General features: G+C 38.4%; 24 protein-coding genes and 1 pseudogene. 21 read left to right on the top strand and 4 right to left on the bottom strand.

Going from position 1 to position 22,278, the window contains the following annotated elements:
* Window positions 1–84: 84 nt before the first annotated feature.
* The 5 genes from BN997_RS04985 to BN997_RS05005 all read left to right on the top strand — a co-directional run bounded on the left by BN997_RS04985 (window position 85) and on the right by BN997_RS05005 (window position 2,449).
* The gene (locus BN997_RS04985) at window positions 85–438 is read left to right on the top strand and encodes a YojF family protein (protein ID WP_040978834.1); all 354 of its coding nucleotides are present in this window, start codon (window positions 85–87) and stop codon (window positions 436–438) included.
* Between the two features lie 44 nt (window positions 439–482).
* On the top strand, window positions 483–1,166 hold the full coding sequence (bshB2, locus tag BN997_RS04990) for a bacillithiol biosynthesis deacetylase BshB2 (protein ID WP_042530210.1): 684 nt from the start codon (window positions 483–485) through the stop codon (window positions 1,164–1,166).
* A gap of 136 nt (window positions 1,167–1,302) precedes the next feature.
* Window positions 1,303–1,494, top strand: a complete 192-nt coding sequence (locus BN997_RS04995) for a PspC domain-containing protein (protein WP_042530211.1) — start codon at window positions 1,303–1,305, stop codon at window positions 1,492–1,494.
* On the top strand, window positions 1,494–1,850 hold the full coding sequence (locus BN997_RS05000; protein ID WP_042530213.1) for a phage holin family protein: 357 nt from the start codon (window positions 1,494–1,496) through the stop codon (window positions 1,848–1,850). Before BN997_RS04995 ends, BN997_RS05000 begins: the two co-directional genes overlap by 1 nt.
* Window positions 1,851–1,960: 110 nt before the next feature.
* Window positions 1,961–2,449: a MepB family protein gene (locus BN997_RS05005; protein WP_042530215.1), complete on the top strand. Its 489-nt coding sequence runs from the start codon at window positions 1,961–1,963 to the stop codon at window positions 2,447–2,449.
* Window positions 2,450–2,531: 82 nt separating this feature from the next.
* Here BN997_RS05005 and BN997_RS05010 read toward each other — a convergent pair whose 3' ends face one another.
* On the bottom strand, window positions 2,532–3,305 hold the full coding sequence (locus BN997_RS05010; RefSeq protein ID WP_042530217.1) for a MerR family transcriptional regulator: 774 nt from the start codon (window positions 3,303–3,305) through the stop codon (window positions 2,532–2,534).
* A 474-nt stretch (window positions 3,306–3,779) separates the two neighbouring features.
* On the opposite strand from BN997_RS05010, the gene hprK reads away from it, so the two are divergent.
* The 6 genes from hprK to BN997_RS05045 are packed head-to-tail and all read left to right on the top strand — an operon-like array spanning window position 3,780 to window position 8,275.
* Complete coding sequence (gene hprK, locus BN997_RS05020) at window positions 3,780–4,718, top strand: HPr(Ser) kinase/phosphatase (protein WP_042530222.1); 939 nt, start codon at window positions 3,780–3,782, stop codon at window positions 4,716–4,718.
* A gap of 13 nt (window positions 4,719–4,731) precedes the next feature.
* Window positions 4,732–5,613, top strand: coding sequence for a prolipoprotein diacylglyceryl transferase (gene lgt / locus BN997_RS05025; RefSeq protein WP_042530223.1), 882 nt, complete (start codon window positions 4,732–4,734; stop codon window positions 5,611–5,613).
* A 32-nt stretch (window positions 5,614–5,645) separates the two neighbouring features.
* Window positions 5,646–6,593 carry a nucleoside recognition domain-containing protein gene (locus BN997_RS05030; RefSeq protein WP_042530225.1) on the top strand — a complete coding sequence of 316 codons (948 nt, stop codon included), beginning with the start codon at window positions 5,646–5,648 and terminating at the stop codon, window positions 6,591–6,593.
* Entirely contained in the window at window positions 6,568–7,203 is a 636-nt protein-coding gene (gene ppaX, locus BN997_RS05035; protein ID WP_042530227.1) for a pyrophosphatase PpaX, read from the top strand. Before BN997_RS05030 ends, ppaX begins: the two co-directional genes overlap by 26 nt.
* Window positions 7,204–7,205: 2 nt before the next feature.
* Window positions 7,206–7,742: an acyltransferase gene (locus BN997_RS05040; protein WP_042530229.1), complete on the top strand. Its 537-nt coding sequence runs from the start codon at window positions 7,206–7,208 to the stop codon at window positions 7,740–7,742.
* The gene (locus BN997_RS05045) at window positions 7,742–8,275 is read left to right on the top strand and encodes a glycerol-3-phosphate responsive antiterminator (protein ID WP_042530231.1); all 534 of its coding nucleotides are present in this window, start codon (window positions 7,742–7,744) and stop codon (window positions 8,273–8,275) included. Before BN997_RS05040 ends, BN997_RS05045 begins: the two co-directional genes overlap by 1 nt.
* Window positions 8,276–8,810: 535 nt before the next feature.
* Here BN997_RS05045 and BN997_RS23670 read toward each other — a convergent pair.
* Window positions 8,811–8,939 carry a hypothetical protein gene (locus BN997_RS23670; protein WP_256704976.1) on the bottom strand — a complete coding sequence of 43 codons (129 nt, stop codon included), beginning with the start codon at window positions 8,937–8,939 and terminating at the stop codon, window positions 8,811–8,813.
* Window positions 8,940–9,055: 116 nt separating this feature from the next.
* On the opposite strand from BN997_RS23670, the gene BN997_RS05050 reads away from it, so the two are divergent.
* Window positions 9,056–9,706: a hypothetical protein gene (locus tag BN997_RS05050; protein WP_042530233.1), complete on the top strand. Its 651-nt coding sequence runs from the start codon at window positions 9,056–9,058 to the stop codon at window positions 9,704–9,706.
* A 145-nt stretch (window positions 9,707–9,851) separates the two neighbouring features.
* Here the strand turns inward: BN997_RS05050 and BN997_RS05055 are convergent, their stop codons facing one another.
* Together BN997_RS05055 and BN997_RS05060 are read right to left on the bottom strand one after the other, a co-directional pair.
* The gene (locus tag BN997_RS05055) at window positions 9,852–10,583 is read right to left on the bottom strand and encodes an alpha/beta hydrolase (RefSeq protein WP_052484914.1); all 732 of its coding nucleotides are present in this window, start codon (window positions 10,581–10,583) and stop codon (window positions 9,852–9,854) included.
* Window positions 10,584–10,759: 176 nt separating this feature from the next.
* Window positions 10,760–11,332, bottom strand: a pseudogene (locus tag BN997_RS05060) (transposase); the annotation flags it as partial.
* Window positions 11,333–11,727: 395 nt separating this feature from the next.
* Here BN997_RS05060 and BN997_RS05065 point away from each other — a divergent pair.
* The 9 genes from BN997_RS05065 (at window position 11,728) to BN997_RS05105 (ending at window position 22,239) form a co-directional block, all read left to right on the top strand.
* Entirely contained in the window at window positions 11,728–13,494 is a 1,767-nt protein-coding gene (locus BN997_RS05065; protein ID WP_042530235.1) for a solute:sodium symporter family transporter, read from the top strand.
* 24 nt (window positions 13,495–13,518) lie between these two features.
* A complete protein-coding gene (locus BN997_RS05070; protein WP_042530237.1) occupies window positions 13,519–14,196 on the top strand; it encodes a DUF4867 family protein in 678 nt (225 codons plus the stop codon).
* 31 nt (window positions 14,197–14,227) lie between these two features.
* Window positions 14,228–15,457: a Gfo/Idh/MocA family protein gene (locus BN997_RS05075; protein WP_042530239.1), complete on the top strand. Its 1,230-nt coding sequence runs from the start codon at window positions 14,228–14,230 to the stop codon at window positions 15,455–15,457.
* A 117-nt stretch (window positions 15,458–15,574) separates the two neighbouring features.
* Window positions 15,575–17,014: an L-fucose/L-arabinose isomerase family protein gene (locus BN997_RS05080; RefSeq protein WP_042530242.1), complete on the top strand. Its 1,440-nt coding sequence runs from the start codon at window positions 15,575–15,577 to the stop codon at window positions 17,012–17,014.
* The gene (locus BN997_RS05085) at window positions 17,011–18,183 is read left to right on the top strand and encodes a diphosphate--fructose-6-phosphate 1-phosphotransferase (RefSeq protein ID WP_042530244.1); all 1,173 of its coding nucleotides are present in this window, start codon (window positions 17,011–17,013) and stop codon (window positions 18,181–18,183) included. Before BN997_RS05080 ends, BN997_RS05085 begins: the two co-directional genes overlap by 4 nt.
* Window positions 18,164–18,898, top strand: a complete 735-nt coding sequence (locus BN997_RS05090; protein ID WP_042530246.1) for a GntR family transcriptional regulator — start codon at window positions 18,164–18,166, stop codon at window positions 18,896–18,898. The genes BN997_RS05085 and BN997_RS05090 overlap by 20 nt, the downstream gene beginning before the upstream one ends.
* Before the next feature lie 14 nt (window positions 18,899–18,912).
* A complete protein-coding gene (locus tag BN997_RS05095; RefSeq protein WP_042530248.1) occupies window positions 18,913–19,776 on the top strand; it encodes a class II fructose-bisphosphate aldolase in 864 nt (287 codons plus the stop codon).
* Window positions 19,777–19,822: 46 nt separating this feature from the next.
* Window positions 19,823–21,253, top strand: a complete 1,431-nt coding sequence (locus BN997_RS05100) for an aldehyde dehydrogenase family protein (protein WP_042530251.1) — start codon at window positions 19,823–19,825, stop codon at window positions 21,251–21,253.
* A gap of 86 nt (window positions 21,254–21,339) precedes the next feature.
* Window positions 21,340–22,239, top strand: a complete 900-nt coding sequence (locus tag BN997_RS05105) for an AEC family transporter (protein ID WP_139089019.1) — start codon at window positions 21,340–21,342, stop codon at window positions 22,237–22,239.
* Window positions 22,240–22,278 lie beyond the last annotated feature (39 nt).

Genomic DNA, 22,278 nt, shown 5'->3' on the forward strand with positions numbered 1-22,278 from the left:
GTTGTTTTCGTATGAATAAGCTATCTAATTGACGATTTGTCCGCATTTCGATAGAGTAAAAGAATAAGAAGTGGAGGTTGAAACATGAAGCCGATAGAAATTGAAAAAGTTCAGCAGGCGCTGGACAGTTACTTAAATAAAGAAGTGTATGTTCATTTGGAAACAACAAATGGAGCTTATGCGAATCATTTAGACGCCAATGCCTATACCGTTGGTGCATATATACGTAATGCAAAAGTAACCTATAAACAGGCAAAGATTATAGGAGAAGGGAACTCCTATCGTGTTGGTTTGAAAATGGAGCTTGGCTGGATTTATGCAGAAGGACTGACCGACTGGACGATTTATCAGGAAGACCAATTGCTGCTGGCCGGTCATGACAGAGAAGGCCGGTTAATGGTGGCATTAGAAATTAGTGAGACGCCTTTTCATCAATAAAAAACGAAGGATATAGCTTGATTCTAGAAAGATAGGTGAACGTAATGGAGAAACATGTAGTAGTTATTTATCCGCATCCAGACGATGAAGCATTCGGCGCTTCTGGTTCCATCGCACAGTTTCGAAGAGATGGAGTGCCAGTAACATATTTATGTGGAACGTTAGGACAAATGGGGAGGAATATGGGGAATCCGACATTTGCAAATCGGGAATCCTTGCCTGAAATTCGTAAAAAAGAGTTGAAGCAGGCATGTGAAACGTTAGATATGGAACTGAAAATGCTCGGATACCGTGATAAAACGATTGAATTTGAAGATAAACAAGAGGTGGCCGATCATTTAAGAAGCTATTTAGAAGAAATTAAACCTTCTCTTGTGATTACACACTATCCCGGCTATGCTGTGCACCCGGATCATAATTCCTTGGGAGCAGCTGCGATTCAGGCTGTAGAAGATATGACTCCTGAGAAAAGACCAAAAGTATGGGCACAAGCCTTTTCCAATGGTCATGAAGAGGATTTAGGAAGCCCTGATATCGTGAATGATGTCCATGATACGTTTGATAAAAAGCTGCAAACGGTTCTGTCTCATGATTCTCAGGTAGCAGGCATGTTTGGCTGGTTTAAACAGATGGATGAAATCGATGAAGAAGTGAAAAATGAACTGATTGAGCATCAGGCGATGGAACGTTTTTATACTTGGGATTTTGAAAAGAACAGCTCCAACTAATTGTTTTGTTTAAAAAGAATAGGGAGAGGGAAAATAGAAATGAAACTTTTTCATTTCTATTTTCGTATATACCAGTAGAAGCACACATATCCATGAATAAATAGATGGCAAAACAATTACCTGAGGAGGTACTTTCATGAAAAAATTATATCGTTCCGAAACCAATAAAATATTAGCTGGTGTCCTTGGCGGAATAGGAGAGTATTTAAATGTGGATCCGACCCTGCTCCGGATTATTTTCTTGATTCTGCTTATCCCGAGCTTTTCTACATTGGCAATTGTTTATCTGATTGCTGCATTTATTATGCCTAGAGGAGACGTGTATTAATGTTACTTCGGGGGGTTATTTCATTAGTATTAAATGCTGTCGCGCTGATAGCAGTTGCCCAGATTTTTGATTCATTTCAGCTGGATGGATTTGGCACAGCGCTGTTAGCAAGTGTTATTTTAGCCATCCTGAATATGTTTGTGAAGCCGATTTTGGTTATTTTAACATTGCCCATTACGGTGATCACATTTGGATTGTTTTTAATTGTGGTCAATGCGATTATATTGATGATTACGCAGGCGCTTATCGGACCTTCCTTTGTCATTGACGGGTTTGGAACGGCGTTTATCGCATCGATTGTGATTTCATTGATTTCGATGATTTTAAACAGTGTTGTCCGGGATATACGACGATAGAAGGGAAGGTCAGGTTATTGCCTGGCTTTTTCTTTGTGTACTAAAACGGATATTGTCAAGATACCGCTGCTCTGAGGGCGAGGGGGATAAAAAAGGAAGGAGAAGAAAAAATGCTAAAATCGATAAACCTAATCAAATCATTGCTTTCTGGCACAGATGATGACATCACAAATATAGTGAATGAGCCGCAAAATATGGAATATGAAGGGACTACTTTTACGATTCATGAAACGATGTATAGGAGTCGCTTAGCTAAACGAACACCAAAGAAAAAAGGCTACTTTGTTGTTTTCTGGGAAAAAGATGTAAATCAGCGTAATCAGGCTTATGCGTATAGTGAAAGTCCTGATAAAATAATGATTTCAATTATAGATAAAGACCTGAAAGGTCAGTTTATTTTTCCAAAGTCCTTGCTTTTAGAAAAAAGAATATTAAGAACGATTGATAACAAAGGGAAAATGGCAATAAGAGTATATCCTTCTTGGGAAAAGTCGTTAAATAACGCTGCAAAAAAAACACAAGCATGGCAAGCGCCATACTTTATCAATGTTTCAAATGAAATAGATTGGGGAAGGCTTACAGAATTATATTTTTCTTGAAAAGTACATATAAAAATATCGAATGAAAAAGTCCGAAGTGATTCAGTGTAGATAGTGAGCTCTTTCGGACTTTTTCAGTCCATTATTTCCCTTCACTCTCTTTATACTTCTGTTCCATCGCTTTAGCGATTTCCTCCATATAAGCTTCTTCCTCTTTCGACCAAAAAGTCGGAGCTACAAAATCATCAGCTTCAGCAGATTCCAATTGCTCCTCCCATTTATCGATATTTTCTGTAATAACATCTTCAGGGACAATCCTCATAAATAAATCATTGATATTTAAAAATACCTGCTGCGCTTCTGGGGCATGCGGAGGAACATTTTCCCGCATCAGTCTTTTCACCTCGGCCAGAATGGAAAGCCATTCTCTATCTAATTTTTCACGTTTTTTCTTTGGGATATCTGTGAAAAGTGATGCAAAATCATCTGGAAAATGCTCCTTCATCCATGCCTTTTGCTCTTCTTCAAATTCCATCCCGTGAAGCAGCGAGGTGAGGACCGTCCAATCTAATGGGAAATCATCATCTAAAAGTGCTTGCACATGATCAATAGCTGCAATGGCGCGGTTTAATTCTTCGCGCTTATGCACCAAAACCTTTCTTTGAACAGGGACGGAGTCTACAAAATTTTCTAAGGTAATTTCTTCTTTATCGAGCAATTCTTTGATTTCCTGAAGCGAATAGCCAATAAACTTTAACGATTGAATACGCTGTAAGGCAGCGAGTTCTTCCAAGCCATATAATCGATGACCGCTCTCATTTCTTTTGCTTGGGTAAAGAATTCCAAGCTCTTCATAAAAACGCAGCGTCCGTGTTGAAAATCCGGTTTTTGCTCCAAATTCTCCAATGGTATACATTTGAATCAACTCCTTTACAGATAAGTATAACGGTTTCCGTAACGTGAAGTGCAAGAGGAAAAAATATAAGTGTTCGTCTGAATCGGAAGCAGGGAAATTTTTAATAGCAGCATGAAAAGACTGGATAAAAATAATGTGAAAAAGTTAGAGAAATTAATGAAGAGATGACTTTTTTGATCATACTATCACTATTATTTATTGGGGGCTGTAACAGTGAAGCTGGGGCGAAAGGCGCCGCAGCACGTAGAATAAGTTTTCAAACGAAGAAGCTGTCAACGAATGCATCCGGTACATTTGTTAACAGCTTCGTTCTATGGGAAGCGCATTTTCAAAATAACACTTACTTTCCTCTGTTAAAGCTTATCCTATTCAACAAAAATAATTTAATCACACCAAAACTTCTCCCCTACGTTTTTTAAATGGATTATGCTAAAATGTATATCAGTTAGCTTTGTTGAAGAGAGGAGCTTCAAAATGGTATCAACCGTCTGTACAAAAGATTTATTGGACAGGTTTCATTTGCAATTGGTAGCAGGAGAAGAAGGGGTTCACCGTGAGATTATCACAAGTGATATTTCACGTCCGGGATTAGAAATGACTGGCTTTTTTGATTATTATCCCAGAGAACGCCTGCAATTGATCGGAAAGACAGAATTAGCTTATTTTCTGGGTTTGAATGCAGCGGAGAGAAAGCAGCGTGCTGAAAATCTATGTACGGATGTAACCCCGGGGATCATCATTTCCCGCGGGATGGATGTACCGGAAGAATTTTTTGAAGCATCGAAGCACTCTGGCGTTCCTATCATACAATCACCGCGGACAACCACGCGTGTATTGAGCCGTTTAACCAATTACTTAGAATCAAAATTTGCGCCTTTTACTGCGGTACATGGTGTGTTAATCGATATTTATGGTGTCGGCGTCTTGATAATCGGCCAAAGCGGTGTCGGTAAAAGTGAGACAGCGCTTGAATTAGTAAAGCGGGGGCATCGTCTTGTAGCAGATGATAATGTGGAAATCCGGCAGGAGGATTATGAGAGTCTGATTGGCAATGCGCCGGCTCTGATTGAGCATTTACTGGAGATTCGGGGACTTGGGATTATCAATGTTATGACATTATTTGGAGCCAGCTCCATCCGCAGCCAAAAGCGGATCTCGATGGTGATTCAATTGGAAATCTGGGATGAAAAGAAGCAGTACGACCGTTTAGGCTTAGATGAAGATACCATGAAGATCATGGATGTTCATTTGCCAAAAGCAACGATACCGGTCAGACCAGGAAGAAACCTTGCTGTTATTATCGAAGTAGCTGCCATGAATTTCCGTCTGAAGCGGATGGGCGTGAATACAGCAGAGGAATTTTCGGATCGGTTAACTAAAATGATTGAACAAGGTGATTTGGAATCACAATAGGAGGATGATATAGATGACTGGGACAGACGCTCCTATTGATCGCGTGTTTTTAGAACTGGGGCCATTAACCATTTATTGGTATGGTATTATTATCGCCGTTGGGGCCGTATTAGCCGTTTATTTAGCAACGAGGGAAGCAGAAAGAGTCGGCCTTGGCAAAGAAACCATTATGGATTTCATTATTTTTGCTGTGCCGATTGCGATTATTTCAGCGAGAATCTATTATGTCATTTTTGAATTTGAACAATATGCGAATGGTCCGCTTTGGAAGATGATTGCCGTCTGGGAGGGCGGTATCGCTATCCATGGAGCTATTATCGGCGGGGTTCTCACAGCTATCGTGTTCACAAAAGTAAAGAAAATTTCTTTCTGGCGTCTTGCTGATGTGATTGCACCAAGTTTAATCTTAGGTCAGGCAATTGGACGCTGGGGGAATTTCGTTAATCAGGAAGCGCATGGCGGGCCAATTTCCGAGGCGGCTTATGAGAGCTTCCATCAGTATTTGCCGGACTTTATTATGAATCAGATGGTGATTGACGGTGTGATGTATCACCCGACATTTTTATATGAATCCGTCTGGAATTTCCTGATATTTTTCGGACTGCTGTTTTTCCGCAGGATCAATCCAAAACGCGGCATGGTATTTTTAATGTATGCCGTTACCTATTCGATTGGAAGGTTCTATATCGAAGGACTCCGGACAGACAGTTTATATGTTATTGGTGAACTGCGAACGGCGCAGGTTGTTTCCATACTAACGATTGTAGCAGGAGTTATCATGATGCTGTATCTGATAAAAACATCCAACGACCGTTACCTTGACGTGCCTGCGAAAAAGAAACAGGCAAAGCCGTCGAATAAAAATAAAGGTAAAAAGAAGAAGAAAAAGAAGTAATGGAATTGTCTAAGTTGAAATGAGGTAAGAAAATGAAAGGGATGCTTTACAGGGGATTGAAAGAGGGGTTAAAGACCACACTAAAGCTTGGAAAGGTTATTTTCCCCATTACATTAATTATAACGATTTTACAGTTTACACCAGTTTTCCCCTGGTTTATGAATATCATCTCCCCGCTTATGGGGTTATTCGGTTTGTCAGGTGAAGCCGCTGTTCCGCTTGTTTTAGGGAATGGCTTGAATTTATATGCAGGTATTGCAGCGATTATTTCCTTTGATTTTACAGTGAAGGAAGTCTTTATTATGGCAGTCATGCTGTCGTTCTCTCATAATCTTTTTATTGAATCTGCTGTAGCAACCAGTGTCGGAGTAAGATGGTGGGTCATCGTCGGTATTCGGGTCGGACTGGCTGTCATTTCCGGGCTACTGATTAATTTATTCTGGAATGGCGGTTCAGAGCTTGCTCAATATGGATTCATTTCCAGTAATGAAGTAGTGCTGGATAATTGGTGGGAGATTGCACTCCATGGCGCGCAGGCTGCGCTGACAGCAATTGTTCAACTAGCTTGTATCGTTATTCCGTTAATGATTATTATGCAGGTTATGCGGGAGCTGGGCTGGATGACAGCTTTATCCAATAAATTCGCTCCGTTTATGAAGCTGCTGGGGATAGATAAACGGGCTTCCATGACGATGGTTGCCGGGTTGACGATTGGACTTGCTTATGGAGCAGGTCTTATGATGCAGGCAGTAAAGGAAGATAATGTGCCAAAGAAGGATATGTATTTAGCCTTGATTTTTCTGGTATCCTGCCATGCGGTCGTCGAAGATACACTAGTCTTTATTCCGCTTGGTATTCCAGTTTGGCCATTATTGATTATCCGGTTATCGGTAGCGATTATTTTAACGATGACGCTTGCTTATTTCTGGAAAAAAGAAGAAAGGAAAATGCATCATGAGCATTCGTACCATTCTGTTTGATCTGGACGGAACGTTGATTGATACAAATGAGCTGATACGTGCTTCATTTGAACATACATTTCAACAATTTGATATGCAGTTTACACCGGAAGAAATAAAACATCTTAACGGACCGCCGCTAAATGAAACCTTTTATGAAATAAATCCGGGGCTGTCTGAGCAAATGGTCGCTGCGTACCGGGAGTATAATATGAGAGAGCATGACCGTTATGTAGAAGCTTTTCCGGATGTATATGAAACAATCAAACAGCTGTATGAAAAGGATATTACATTAGGAATCGTCAGCACAAAAATTAAAAAAACGGTGATGATGGGGCTGGATTTAACCAAGCTGACGGGTTTCTTTTCGGTCATCATTACCTATGATGATGTAGTAAATAAAAAGCCTGATCCGGAACCGGTGGAAAAAGCGATGAGTTTGCTGGATGCCGATCCGGAGACAACGTTAATGGTCGGAGATAATTTTCATGACATTGTTTCCGGACAGCGGGCAGGCACACAAACGGCGGCAGTAAGCTGGTCAGAGAAAACGGAAGCCTTTTTAAAAAGCTATCATCCAACCTATTATTTGGATACAATGAGGGATTTATTAACAGTGGCAGGTGAATAGGCATGCGGAGAACGGAAAGGTATAAGGTTCATCATAAAGCAAATTCTCTATGGCAGATGTACAGTACCGTATCTTTTTTTAAAATAGTGAAGAATTTTATTGTCATTCAGGTTGCGCGATATACCCCTTTTTTAAGAATGAAAAATTGGCTGTATCGGCATCTGTTGCGCATGAAAGTAGGCGAACGTACATCCTTTGCTTTAATGGCGATGCCTGATTCCATGTTCCCTGAAAAAATCAAGGTTGGAGATAACAGCATTATCGGTTATAACACCACCATTTTAGCACATGAATATTTAATTACAGAATATCGTCTGGGCGAGGTGCATATTGGCAATGAGGTTATGATCGGAGCCAATTCGACGATATTGCCGGGGGTGCATATCGGTGATGGAGCGATTGTCTCGGCTGCGACACTTGTTCATAAAGATGTCCCGGCTGGAGCTTTTGCAGGGGGGAATCCAATGCGGATTATTTATACCAAGGAAGAAATGGAATCGCGTCAATCACCGGATGGGCATGAAGGGAGGAATTCTTGATGCATGGGGTATTGCCTGCTGTACGGCGGATGAAGGACTTTGAGAAAGTATTGGAAAGTAATCACGAACATATTATTATTTTAGAATCCAGATTAGTTCAGCTCAAGAGTATGATTGATTACGCTCATCGCGCAAATAAAAAGGTATTAGTCCATTTTGATTTGATCCAAGGATTGAAAGCAGACGAGTACGGCATGGAATTTCTGCAGCGTGAAATAAAGCCGGATGGAATTTTAACAACTCGCGGCAATGTGATTGCCGCTGCTAAGAAGCATAAATTGCTGGCAATCCAGCGTGTTTTTATCTTGGACAGTGCGGCGTTAGAACAGAGCATTAAGCTTATTCAGCGATTTCATCCGGATTATGTTGAAATCTTGCCTGGACTGATGCCTGAAGTGATTGAAGAGATAACGGGAGAAATTGATATTCCTGTCATTGCCGGCGGTTTGATTAAAGAGGAAGAGCAGGTGAAAGCAGCATTAGATACTGGAGCGGTTGCTGTTTCTACTTCAAGCCGGAAGCTTTGGGATTAAAGGTAGCGGCGGCGATTTAGATGGGCGGGTTGGAAGAAGTTACAACACCCTTTTTGTGTACGAGGCATGCGTATACTCTGTAGGGTTAAAGTCCCGATCTGCGAAGGGAGTAGTAGTGGTTAACCTTAGGAACACGAACTTCATAGAAGGCTAGAGGTGCTTGGGTAAGACTGCAAAACAAGCCTTACTGCGAAAGGGTGCATAGAGTAAATGAAGTGGGGACATGAAGAAGAAGAGTGTGTAATTACCCTGGGAGGCCTGATAGAAATGCGGTACACAGTCGTAACTGAACATGCGAATGTTCACTGAACTATCAGAAGTCAGCCGGGGGCCGTAGTACAAGATGCTTCTATAATATCTGGGAAGGCTTAATCATTTAAGGAGAATTGCCACTCTGCGTACGCAATACTCGGTGAAACAGAAACATAAAACCCTTCCTAATGGAGGAATATATAGTTAATTTGTATCGGAGTGTAAATAAAAAATGCCAATTGTTTCTATTTATAGAACCTGTTTTAAAATTAGTTTACGAAATTTATGCTCCTTTCTCTTCTTCTGCTTTGTTCCCTTCATATTCTTTTACTGCGGTTTCCATATGCAATAATTCCAACACATAAACAAATCGAGAAAATACAGATGATAATAAAAGAATTGTTTCAACCATTTTTGCATATGCTATTAAAATAAATGTGTTAGGTGGTTTATTGTATACTGTAAATGGATACAGTTAATATAAGCAAGATATATTGGCTAAAAACTTAGGAACAAAAGGAAAACCCAATGGATACTATTTTCTTTGCTATTTTTTCGATCAGTTATTTCATATTACTCCTATTAGTCATAAGGTTATTAAAGAAACCTTATGTTGAAAGCTCCATATACTTATTACCTGTTATCGCAGGTCTATTCTATGATAATACCATCCTTACTATAGGCCGTATTATTGGTGAAGGAGATTTCTTAGAAAACCTAAATATTGCAAGGTATTGGATACATGCTTTCTTTACGCCATTGCTTGTATTATTCGCTTGGAAAACACTTGAGCAAGCAAACATGCAATGGGCAAGAAAGACTTCTATCCGAATTTTGGCTATAGGTTTAACTGCATTACTCGTGTTTTTGGAATTATTTACTGAAGTATTTAATCTTAACATCGAAGCAAAATGGGAATTTGGAGTGCTGAGTTATAGGAGCTTAGATCCTTCAAGCGGTCCCCCATTCATGATATTGGTTGTCTCATTCGTATTAGTTGTAGTTTCTATCCTCATATGGATTAAACAGAAATGGGCTTGTTTTTTTATTGGCTCTTTATTAATGATAATTGGAAGTGCTATTCAGTGGCCTATAAAGAGCGGTGCTATTACCAATCTTTTTGAGTTGATATTAATCATTTCATTACTTGGAACAGCTTACTTTCAGAGGAAAACTTAACTCAATATATAGACGGCTTTATTAAAGTCAATTTTATAAACATGAGTTTAAATAATGGAAGCATTTTTAAAGAAGGAGGTAGCAACAGTTCTTCACAAATAAACGGTGTGCTACCTCCTCATTTTTCATTTAGCTAAATTAAGAATCATAACTGCTCTAGCCAATTAATGATTTTTTCAATGACCAAATCCTGCTGTTTCTTCGGAGATATAGATGCATCTAAATCATTTTTTTGCTCACCATACATACCAAATTGCGCATGATTTCCACCTTTAATTTCAAAGTACTCAGTTGATTTCGGATTATAGATACGATTTTTTTCGATTTTATTCAAGGTACTTAATCCATCAAATTCTGCATAGATAGAAAGAGAAGGAATAGTTAGCTCTGATAAATTATTGCTATCGTTTGTATACGATCCCAGAAAGAATAATCCATCAACGTTGTCAGGATTTTTTTTTGTATAAGCCGCTGCCATTGATCCACCTAATGAATGTCCGCCAATATACCAAGTTGTAATTGATTCATCAAGTTGCATGACTTCATCCGCTCTATCTATCCCGAATATGGCAAAATTTAATGGCATTGATGGTATGAACACATTATAGCCTTCGTTTGCTAGTTGTTCCGCGAGATAGCTATATGCCAGTGTTTCTACTTTAGCACCAGGATATAATATAATTCCAACTTTGGATGGTTCTTCTGGTGTAAAAACATAAGTAGAGCCTTCCTCATTATTAGTTACCTCGGAAAGATTAACAAGCTCTTTAAGTTCATTAGTAGGCTTATATGTGATTTGTGACCAGATAAAAAAACATATAGCTGCTAGAGAGACTAGTCCTCCAACGATTAACATAGTTCTTTTGAAAATTTTCAAAGAAAAATCTCCTTCATTTTAACTCATCCATTATAAAAGTATATAACGTTTAAAATCCAAAATGCTTATTATTCCTTGTAAATCTTATCATATTATTGTTACGTATACTATTCCATATGTATCTTTTGTTAATTATTTGACTACTTCTAAGTTCTGATTTAATAATACTTGATAAGTAGGCTTACGTGCTTATCTTGAAAGGGGTAACGTTGTTTCAAGTTTTCACCATGCCAATAACATCAAGCCCTTGGTCTTTATCTCTATCCGAGAGGCTGGTACGTGAATCAATAATCCATCAGCACATAAGAGGCATCCACGCTTGTTTTCATGGCACGCTCAATCTTACCAGGTATTTGTTCGGCTGTAGTTTGAAGTGCTTCTACTCTGCGTTTATAGCCTGAACTACGCTTGTCAATCTTTGATGAAATGTCGTTAATTTGGCTTTTCTTCGAGCTTAATAAAGAAAAGTCTACTGGAATGAAAGTGGCGCCATCGGGCCACCCAAGAGTAAGCATGCGAAATCCTTTATAAAAGCGCATTTTTTGGGATGAATGGTTAAAATAGCGAGCCAATAATTCAACCAATTTACTGTGGTTACGGTTATGCGAACAATCGTCTACAATCAATGTTTTCGGCCAATTATGATCGGTTAAGTTTGTTAACTTTTTGATGGTATGATTGCTCAGGTACAATAAAAATCTTCTCCCGGCAAAGGTGGACTTGTTTAAAAGTCGATAAACCGTATTCTTTATTTCATTTGTCAATGGCCGTAATGGAACAGATATAAGCTTTACAGCTAATTAATTTGAACGTTGTTTCTAGCTGCGAAAGTTGAGTAATAAAGAAAAAATAATAATCGAAATGCAGTTCTTTATCTGACCTTTGTCTGAATCTGCAACAGTTTTCTATATAAATATGCCCTGTTAAACTATAATTCATTAAAAAAATTAAAAAAAAGCTTGCATTTTTGAATACGTTTCCAATATAATATGTTTAAAGATAGTGATGTTTTTTAAAACATAATGATGTTAACTAGGGGGTAGATTTAAATTTGAGTAATTAAAAATGGATAACAAATAAAACAGTCGAGGGGCAGGACGTTTAAAAATACGAAATAACGTGTTATCTAAAAGGAGGAGCAAGGATGGGGAGTATTGCATTTACATTAATAACATGTGCTTTCTTTATGGGACTGGTGGCTTGGTATTCTTATCATAAAACAAAGAATACAGTAAGTGATTCAACAGGTTATTTTTTAGCTGGCAGAGGATTGACCGGCGGGTTTATAGCCGGATCATTAATTTTAACAAACCTATCTGCCGAACAATTAATTGGTTTAAATGGACAAGGATATAGTGCAAACTTATCAAATATGGCCTGGGAAGTTACAGCTGGATTCTCTGTTATTATGCTGGCTCTTGTGTTACTTCCAAGATATTTGGGCGGAGCCTTCACAACACTTCCTGGGTTTATCAATAACCGATTTGACCAGGGTACGAGATTGTTGATTGTGTTATTGTTTATGCTGGGATATGGATTGATTACAATCCCTTCTGTACTTTATTCGGGATCTATTGCGGTATTACAATTATTCGATATACCTAATATGCTTGGGATTAGTTTTGAGCAATCGATGTGGGTAGTAGTTTGGGTTATCGGTATTATTGGTTCTATCTATGCTATTTTTGGCGGTTTAAAAGCTGTAGCTATTTCGGATACAATCAATGGAATTGGATTATTGATTGTTGGTTTGCTTGTACCAGTTCTGGGTTTCATTGCTCTAGGTGATGGTAATTTATTCGAAGGAATGAAAACGATTACGACAGAACATCCGGAAAAAATGAATGCTATCGGATCAAGTGATGATGGAGTTCCCTTTGGAGCTATTTTTACAGGAATGCTATTTGCTAATTTATTTTATTGGGGCACAAATCAGTATGTTATTCAAAGAACACTGGGTGCAAAAAGTTTGGCAGAAGGTCAAAAAGGAGCGTTATTTACAGGTTTCCTAAAAATTTTAGTTCCATTCTTGATGATGATTCCAGGTATTATTGCTTTCCATTTATATGGACCGGGGTTAGAGACAATGGATCTGGCATATCCAACATTAATCAGTGATATCTTCCCTACATTTTTAAATGGATTTTTCTTAGCTGTATTATTAGGAGCTGTTTTTTCCAGCTTTAACTCCTTATTAAATAGTGCTTCTACGTTGTTTGTATATGATGTCTATAAGGTAGTTATTAACAAAGATGCCAGTGATAGAAAAATGATACGTGTCAGTCAGTGGTTTGGAACGATTTTGGCATTAATAACGTTTTTTATTTCTCCGTTGTTAATCAATGCTCCTGACGGGTTATGGACTCTGATTCGTCAGTTTACTGGATTTTTCAATATTCCAATTATTGCAATTGTGTTAGTGGGGATTTTTTCTAAACGTGTTCCTTCCATAGCGCCGAAAGTTACGATTATACTCCATGTAATAGCATATTATTTCTTGATTTGGGGGTTGCCAACATTCTTTAATGTGGAATTAGCTATCAACTTCATTCACATTCAAGGGTTAATGTTTGTAATTGAAGTTGCGCTTATGCTTGTGATTGGAATGGTAAAGCCTTTAGAAGAGCCATTTGTATTTAAAGTTAACGCGCAGGTTAGCATGGTTCCTTGGAAATATGCATTGCCAGTAACGATTCTGTTATTAAGTGCAATGGTATTCAGTTATATTTTATTCTCGCCAATTGGCGTGGCTTCGCCGGAAAATATTATCTCAGGCTGGTTCTGGCCGGCAACGATTGCTCTTATCGTTGTAACGATCATTCTTTATCTTATTGCACTTAAATCGTGGAATAAAAAATATGCAGACAAACTGTTAAGCAGTCATGAAGAGCAACTAAAGAAAGAAGCTTAGCATTATATATGAGGGAGGTAGAGGATGAATAATCTACTAAAGAAATTGCAAGAAAATAATTCAAATAAGACGATTCACTCTATTACAGCGGATAAATTTAAAAAATATGGCAGGATTCTAACGGGATTTGATTGGAGCGAATGGAATGAAACCATGAAGCAGATAGAGATTCCTCAGGATGTAAATCAATATATTGCTTCTGATACAGCTTTAGAAAAAGCAAAGCTGACAGAAAAAATCCAAACAACCCTGTTTGGAGGAATGGAGATACAGGTTGGATATTGTAATGGTCCCAATAGTCATTTGAATGGGTTAGAATATCATAAAGGCAGTGAAATCAACATTGCTGTTACCGATTTAATTCTTATTTTAGGACACACCGGAGATATTCACAAAAATAAGTATAAAACGGAAAATCTGGATATTTTCTATTTGCCTAAAGGAACAATGATAGAAATTTATCAGACTACATTGCATTTTGCACCTTGTAAAGTGAATGAGGAAGGTTTTAAGTGTATGGTTATCTTACCTAAAGGAACCAATGAACCTATTGATTTCAGCAAATCAGTGATAACCGAAGAGGACAAACTGCTATTTATGAAAAATAAATGGCTGCTTGCACATCCAGATAGAACACCGCTTATTTCTAAAGGTGCCTATCCTGGAATTATTGGAGAAAATTTTAAATTAGAAACGATATAAGATTTACTAAATTTAAAGGAGAGATGGAGAAATGACAGTAGAAAGACAGGAATTAGATATTTTAGCGGGTTTCGATAAATCAAAATTTGATTATTTACCAGGGGAAGATCGTTATCTGACCGTAGAGAATCAGCCTAAATTAAAATTCAATTTAATAGGTACAGGGAATATTGGGCAGGAACATATGAAAGTAACCATACTGGAAGGCCGGGCAACCATTAATGGATTATATGATCCAAATGAAAAAAGTATTGAGCAGGCGAAAGACGTATTTGTTAATGAATTGCAGGCTGGAGATATAAACGTATTTGAATCGTTAGAAGAAGCATGTAATGATCCGGAAGCGGATGCATTGTTAATCTGTACGCCAAACTATACGCATATAGATGTTGTGCGGGTAGCGGCGAAATCGAAAAAACATATTTTTTTAGAAAAACCAATGACCACAAATCTGGAAGATGCATACGAAATCATGGAGATTGCTAAAGATTACCCAAGTATTTTTCAAATAGGTTTGCAATACCGTTATAAACCAATCTATGTAGAAGCAATTCATGAAGCACTGGAAAGAAAATCAGTTGGTGACATTAAAACGATTTCCATTATGGAGCATCGTGTACCTTTCCTTGATAAAGTAGGGCAATGGAATAAATTCTCCGAAAAATCAGGGGGAACATTTGTAGAGAAATGCTGTCATTACTTCGATTTATTTAATTTATTTGCGCAATCGAAGCCTGTAGAAGTATATGCAACAGGAAGCCAGGCAGTAAACTTTCAAACCTTCCAATATGAGGGGGAAAGTTCAGATATTATTGATAGCGGCTTTGTCATTGTAAAATATGAAAATGGTATTCAATGTAATTTTAATTTATCTATGTTTTCACCTATGTTTTATGAAGAATTAGTGCTTTGTGGAAATGAAGGACGTCTGAAAGCTACTGAAACAGAACGGTTTGTACCATTAGAAGGACCAGATAACTATTTGGAGGTTATTCGTGCAGGAGGAAGTCCTTCGAAAACTTCTACGCCGGTTTATCCGACAGAGATTCAAAAAAGTGGACATGGCGGAGCAACTTATTATGAACATGTTTACTTTGTAGATAATATTTTAGGAAAAACAACTTCGACTGCCACTGTAGAGGAAGGTTTCTGGTCTATCGTTGTAGGATTGGCGGCAGAAGAATCATTAAGAACCGGTGAAAAAGTAATTATAAATGATTTTTTAGCTGCAAATCCGAAAGACACGGTGGTGAATAACTAAGAAGAATCTGATAGAAAGAATCCTTCTATAAAGAAGGTGTTCAAAAAGCTGAGTTACTTTGAAGTTCAATTTCTAATTCAGTGTTTATAAAATGTTTTTGGAAAGAGGGGAAATTACATGGTTAATAAAATAGTATATATTCCAATTGGAAGAAAAACGTTTGATTTAAAAGCTGCTGAAGAGCAGAGGGAACAAAGCTCAAAACTCTTACGTGAATTGGCTGATACGTTAATAGAACCAAATGAGATTATTACGTCTACTGAAGATGTAATGGATTTTCTGAATACAGAGGATTTAAATGATATATCCTACGTTGTCTATCAACATGCAACTTTTGCTGATGCTGCTGCTGTGGAAGAACTGATTCAAGTAGTGAAAGCTCCGATTATAGTCTGGAGTGTCAGAGAGCCTAGTGTTGGCGGAAGATTACGGTTAAATTCTCTAACTGGAGGAAATGCAACCAGCCATCACCTAAAAGCTGCGAAACATCCGTATGTCTTTGTATTTGGCAATGCAGGAGAATTAAGAGTCAAAGAAATATTATCGAACTATCTAAATGGGGTTCAAGAAGAAAAGGAAAGAAACGTAAAAACAATTAATACCCTGATTGAAGTAAATACGAAACAAAAATCAGAAGTAGAAAAAGTTATTAAAGATCTTCAAAATATTAAAATTGGCGTTTTTGGAGATCATCCACCAGGATTCTTTTTCTCTGGTACAAATGAAGAAAAACTTGGAGAACAGCTGGGGGTTTCGGTGAAATTTTTTGATTTAAATGAAGCGTTTGAGAAATGTGTGGAGCTCCCGAAGGAAAAATGGATTGGAGCCATTGAGAGAGCTGAGAAGCAGGTGATTGGATTAAACAGATCTGATGAAACAGTAGAACGATTTGCACAATTCACCACCTATGTCAAAGAGCAAATTGATCAAGAGGAACTTACAGGAACAGCAGTACGTTGTTACCCGGAATTTTTCAATAAATTAGGTGCTGCAGCCTGCTCAACACTATCACAATTTACTGAAGACGGTATCGTTTCAGCTTGTGAATCGGATATTCATGGGGCTATCTCGATGTCAATTCTGCAGCAGCTGTCAGGAGGAAGTGCTCCTTATTTAGGAGATATGGTACATGTTAATGAAGAAAGCAATTCTGTGGTATTTTGGCATTGCGGGGCAGGTGCATATTCTTTAGCAAATCCAAAAACTGGAGCACGTCCCGGGGTCCATCCAAATAGAAAACTGGGATTTACCATGGAATTTGGTTTAAAACCGGGAAAAGTAACTATTTTCAGAGTAAGCTATACACCGGAAGGATACCGCATGCTTATCATGTCAGGAGAAGCATTGGATACACCGCAGCGTTTTAATGGAACCTCTGTAGAAGTAGAATTGGGAACAAACGTAACAGATACGCTTTATGATTTAATGGATGAAGGATTTGAACCACATTACGCCCTTGTATATGCAGATATAACGGATGAATTAATCGAGTTGGGCAAACAGCTGAATATTGAAACTGTGGTATATAACAGTCGTTCGGAAGAAGTTCTTTCATGAAAAAGGTTGTTATAGGACAGGCAGGCGGTCCAACTTCTGTTATCAATGCAACATTAGCGGGTTTTGTAGAGGAAGTGATGGATGAATACAACCTTACCTTTTTACAAAACGGCTACGAAGGCCTGGTTTACGGAAATTTTTTGGATGGAACAGATGAAATAAACAGCTGGATTGTAGAAAACAAACATGTGCCGGGAGCCTGCCTTGGGTCTGGACGATTTCCTTTGGAAGCTGAGCATATCGAACAATGTGTTCAGCAATTAAGAAACATACAGGCAGATGCGCTTGTCGTAATCGGTGGTAACGGCACAATGGAAGCTTTAAGTAAAATTGAACAGGAAGCGGCAAATACAGGGTATGAATTACAAGTTATCGGGTTACCGAAAACAGTGGATAATGATTTGGGAGGAACGGATCATGCGCCGGGTTTTGGCAGTGCGGTAAGGTATGTTGCTCAATCAACCTTAGATATCAGCAGAGATCTTTATTCCATGAGAAATTTTGAACAGGTCCGAATCTTAGAAACGATGGGTAGAAATGCCGGCTGGCTGGCGCTGGCTACTGGATTTCTTCGCAGATATGAAGAGGACGGTCCGCATATCATCTTAATTCCGGAAAGACCTGTAAAAAAAGAAATATTCTTAAAAGAAGTTGATAAAATAATTCAGAAGAATGGTTGTGCTGTAATCGTAGTGAGTGAGGGGGTGAAATGGGAAGGAGCAGATCAAATTGAGAAGGAAGTTGTTGATGGCAGAAAGATACTTGGCGGGATTTCCTCAGAAATCGAGTTTTTAATAAAAAAGGAATTAAAGATAATGGCAAGAGCAGAGCTGCTGGGGATGAACCAGCGCAGTTCTTCCATGTCTGTTTCACCAGTGGACTATAAGGAAGCATCTCAAGCTGGAATCTGTGGGGGCAAATGGTTAAGAGAAGGCAAAAATAAAATCATGGTTTCCCTACAAAGAACGAAACAATTCGACTATAATATAAATAAAATACCAGTCGATTTGAAGGAAGTAGTTCAAGAGGGAGAAAGGTTGCTGCCGGATTATTTTATTGATAATCATCAGGCATATTATGAGTGGTTGACTCCATTAATTGGAGAAGACCTTCCTTCTTATCCTTCACCGATTCCTAGGAGAGATAGTTATGTCAGGGAGCCGTTTTGAGCCTAAAAAAGGCGAGGCATTGTATTTACAAGTGAAGAAAGAATTATATAAACGTATTCAGGAAGGTATCTGGAAGGCGGATACGCTTATTCCTACAGAGCAAGAATTAATTTCAGAATTTGATGTCAGCCGAACGACCATAAGACAAGCAATAAACTTGCTTGTTCAGGATAATTTACTTGAAAAGAAACAGGGACGAGGGACTGTTGTCCGGCCGCAAAATCTGGTAGGGCACTTGGGCAAGCTAAAAGGGTTTACAGAAGAAGCAAGAGAAAGAGGACAAATCCCTAGAGCAAAGGTTTTACGAAGCGAATTTAAATCAACGTTTTTTTTCGAAAAGGATATATTAGAGGTTTCTGAAAAAGATCCTATCCTGCTGGTGGAAAGAATCAGGCTGGCAGATGATATTCCAATAGCGATTGAAAGATCCTGCTGGCCAAAGGACATTGGAGAATTATTGCAGACACATAATCTGAATGAAGCGCATTACTATGAAATTTTAGAGCAGCATAATATTTATTTGAAGCGTGCAAAAGAAACCATCAGAGCAATTAACGCAACAATGGATGAAGCGGATTATTTAGGGATTCGTCCGGGGGAAGCTCTGTTAGAAATGACAAAAGTCAGCTATGGAATGGACGATCGTCCAATTGAATATACCAAAACAAGATATCGAAGCGATAAATATCAATATAGTATTGAATTAAAAAGATAGGGAGTGGACACAGCATGTCATTTATAAACGGAAAGGTAATGCTTCAGCATGCTTATGAGAATGGATATGGCGTTGGAGCTTTCAGTGCGCATAATGCAGAAACCATTTTAGGGATTTTAGAGGCGGCAGAAGAAGAACAGGCGCCAATTATGATCCAAGTGGGGCAAAAGGTTATTCAGACATTAGGAATGGAATCAATGAAAGCATTGATAGATATCTATGCAAAACAATTTACAATTCCGGTCGCTATCCACTTGGATCACAGCAGGAGTTTTGAGCAAACAATGCAGGCTGTTCAGCTTGGCTTTCAATCTGTCATGTTTGATGGTTCTGCAAGATCTTTTGAAGAAAACAGCAGCATTACACGTGATGTCGTTCAGGTAGCAAAAGCGCTTCATATCGGTTCTGAAGGAGAAATTGGCAAAATAGGCGGAACAGAAGATGATATTTCTGTCGATGAAAAAGATGCCCTTATTACAACGACAGAAGAAGCAGTTGCCTTTGTAGAAGCAACAGACGTAGATTATTTAGCTGTTTCTATTGGTACTGCTCATGGGCTGTATAAACAAACACCTCAATTACGATTTGAGAGATTAGATGCTATTTCAAAGGCTGTTCAACGTCCCGTAGTGCTCCATGGAGGCTCAGATGTTCCTGATGAACAGGTTCAAAAAGCAATCCAATTAGGTGTTGCCAAAATTAATGTAGATACAGAATTGCGTCAGGCGTTTACAAATGGTGTAAAAGAAACTTTTAAACAGAATCCGGATGAAATTGTTTTAGCCAATTCATTAGGAAACGGAAAAGATTATTTAAAGAAAAAAGTTCAGGAAAAAATAAAGGTATTTGGAAGCAAAGGAAAAGCAAAGGATTTATAAGAAAACAAAAGATAGTAACCTTATGTTATGAAAGGATGATGTTATGATGAATAATGTATTGTTAAAAAATATCTATGGTCTTTTCATTGATGGAAAATGGACAGAGAGGGATAGAAAGCTTCCGGTTTTCAATAAATATTCACAAGAAGTGATTGCTGAAATTTCTGTAGCGGAAGAAAGCGATGTAACTGCAAGTGCTGCAGCAGCTAAAAAGGCTTTAAAAAAACCATTTCCACCTTACGAGCGCTTTCATGTTTTAAAAAAAGCTTCTGAATTATTATTGGAACGAAAAGAGAGCGTTGCTAATGTCCTTGTTCAAGAAGTTGGGAAGCCTTTAACAGAATCAATTGGTGAAGTGGAAAGAGCGGCGTTAACATTGGAAGTTTCGGCAGAAGAAGCAAAGCGTATCCATGGAGAGGGAGTGCCAATAGAGTCAGCACCGGGTTCGGAAAATAGGAAAGCTTTGACAATAAAAGCACCAGTTGGGGTCGTAGCTGCCATCACACCATTTAACGTTCCTTTAAATCTAGTTTGTCATAAAGTTGGGCCAGGTCTTGCTGCGGGAAATAGTGTGATATTAAAACCAGCTGAAGAAACATCTATATCCGCGCTGTTGCTGGCGGAAATATTTGAAGAGGCTGGTCTTCCTGTCGGACGTTTAAACGTGTTAACTGGAGAGGGAGCAGAAATCGGTGAGTACCTGACCTCCAATCAAGAAATAAACATGTACACCTTTACCGGCAGCCCGAGCGTAGGTCAAATTATACGTGAAAATACTGGAATAAGAAAAGTAGCATTAGAACTGGGGAATAATTCAGCAACGATTGTTCATCGAGATGCTGATATTGAGATCAGTGCAGCAGCGGCTGCGCAAAAAAGCTTTAATAATGCCGGTCAGGTTTGTATTTCGGTTCAACGTGTTTTTGTGCATGAAGCCATTTATGAATCCTTTTTGGAGAAAATGGTTGAAACAACAAAAGCTCTCAAGGTAGGTGACCCTGCGGATGCTTCAACAAATATTGGTCCAATGATTGCCGAAAAAGAAGCTGTCCGTGTTGAAAATTGGGTGGATGAAGCGATAAGCCAAGGTGCTAAGCTGCAGGTTGGCGGGAAACGCGACGGGGTTTTTTATCAGCCGACTATTTTGACAAATGTAAATCAGGAAATGAAAGTATGCAGAAATGAAGTCTTTGGACCAGTAGTTGCGGTAGATACGTATCATGATGAAGATGAAGTGATTGAAAAAGTAAATGATTCCGAGTATGGACTGCAGGCAGGGTTATTTACAAATGATTTAAGCTTTGTGATGAAAGCAGCCGAGAAGATTGAAGTAGGCGGATTGATTATTAATGATACTTCTGGTTACAGAGTAGACCACATGCCTTATGGCGGTGTGAAAAAGAGCGGCACCGGTAAAGAAGGTCCGAAGTATGCGATGGAAGAAATGACAGAGGAAAAATTAATCGTATTTCAATAATTACGTTAACGCAAGACGGATAACAGGGCTATTCTAAGCGGATAGCCCTGTTATCCATCAATAAATAAAATAAGCAAGGTGATCAAGTGTTTATTCTATCAATTATGCTACCTATTTTCTTTGTGTTTGTTGTCGGCTACATTGCGCAGTCCTTTCTCAAGTTAGAAACTGTCATGATATCGAGATTGGCGATTTACATACTTGTTCCCTTTTTAGTTTTTCGTACCTTTTATTTACAGACGATTGATAGTTCCTTTATGTATTTTATTATTTTTTTACTTGGACTTTGCTTTTTGAGTATTTTATTCATTACTTTATTTACAAAGGTCTTGAAATATTCTGAGGAACAACGTTGTGGATTAATATTATCCAGTGCGTTTATGAATAATGGGAATTATGGTACGCCGCTAGTTCTCTTTTTGTTTGGGCCAGAAGGGATGAAGGTAGCCATTGTATTAATGGTTTTACAGCAATTACTAATGAGCACATTAGGAGTCTATTATGCGGCGAAAGGGAGTCCATTTAATGTAGGGAGCATAGATGCAGCAGGACAGATTTTGCGCATGCCGATGATTTACGGGGCAACACTTGGAATCGTATTTAACTGGTTGAATATTCCCTTGGGAACTTTAATGAAAGGGATTGATTTTATGGCAGATGCTGCAATTCCAGTGATTATGATTGCCTTAGGAATGCAACTAGCAAACATGACAATCAGAAAAGTGGATTGGAAATTACTTTCATTCAGTCTTTCTATGCGGCTGATGCTGTCTCCTTTATTAGCATTATTTATCGTATGGCAGTTGCCGCTTGATGAATTGACGAAGCAAATAATGGTTATTGTAGCTGCTACACCAACTGCTGCAAATACGACAATGTATGCTATCCAGTTTCGGGTACAAGAGAATAATGTGTCTGCTGCAACCTTGATATCAACAGTGCTGAGTCTGGTTACTGTTCCTGTTGTCATTTATCTAATGACCTAATTAATCTTAACTTTATAACAGATTAATAAGAAGGTTTGA

The organism is Oceanobacillus oncorhynchi (assembly GCF_000821065.1).
GTDB lineage: Bacteria > Bacillota > Bacilli > Bacillales > Amphibacillaceae > Oceanobacillus > Oceanobacillus oncorhynchi.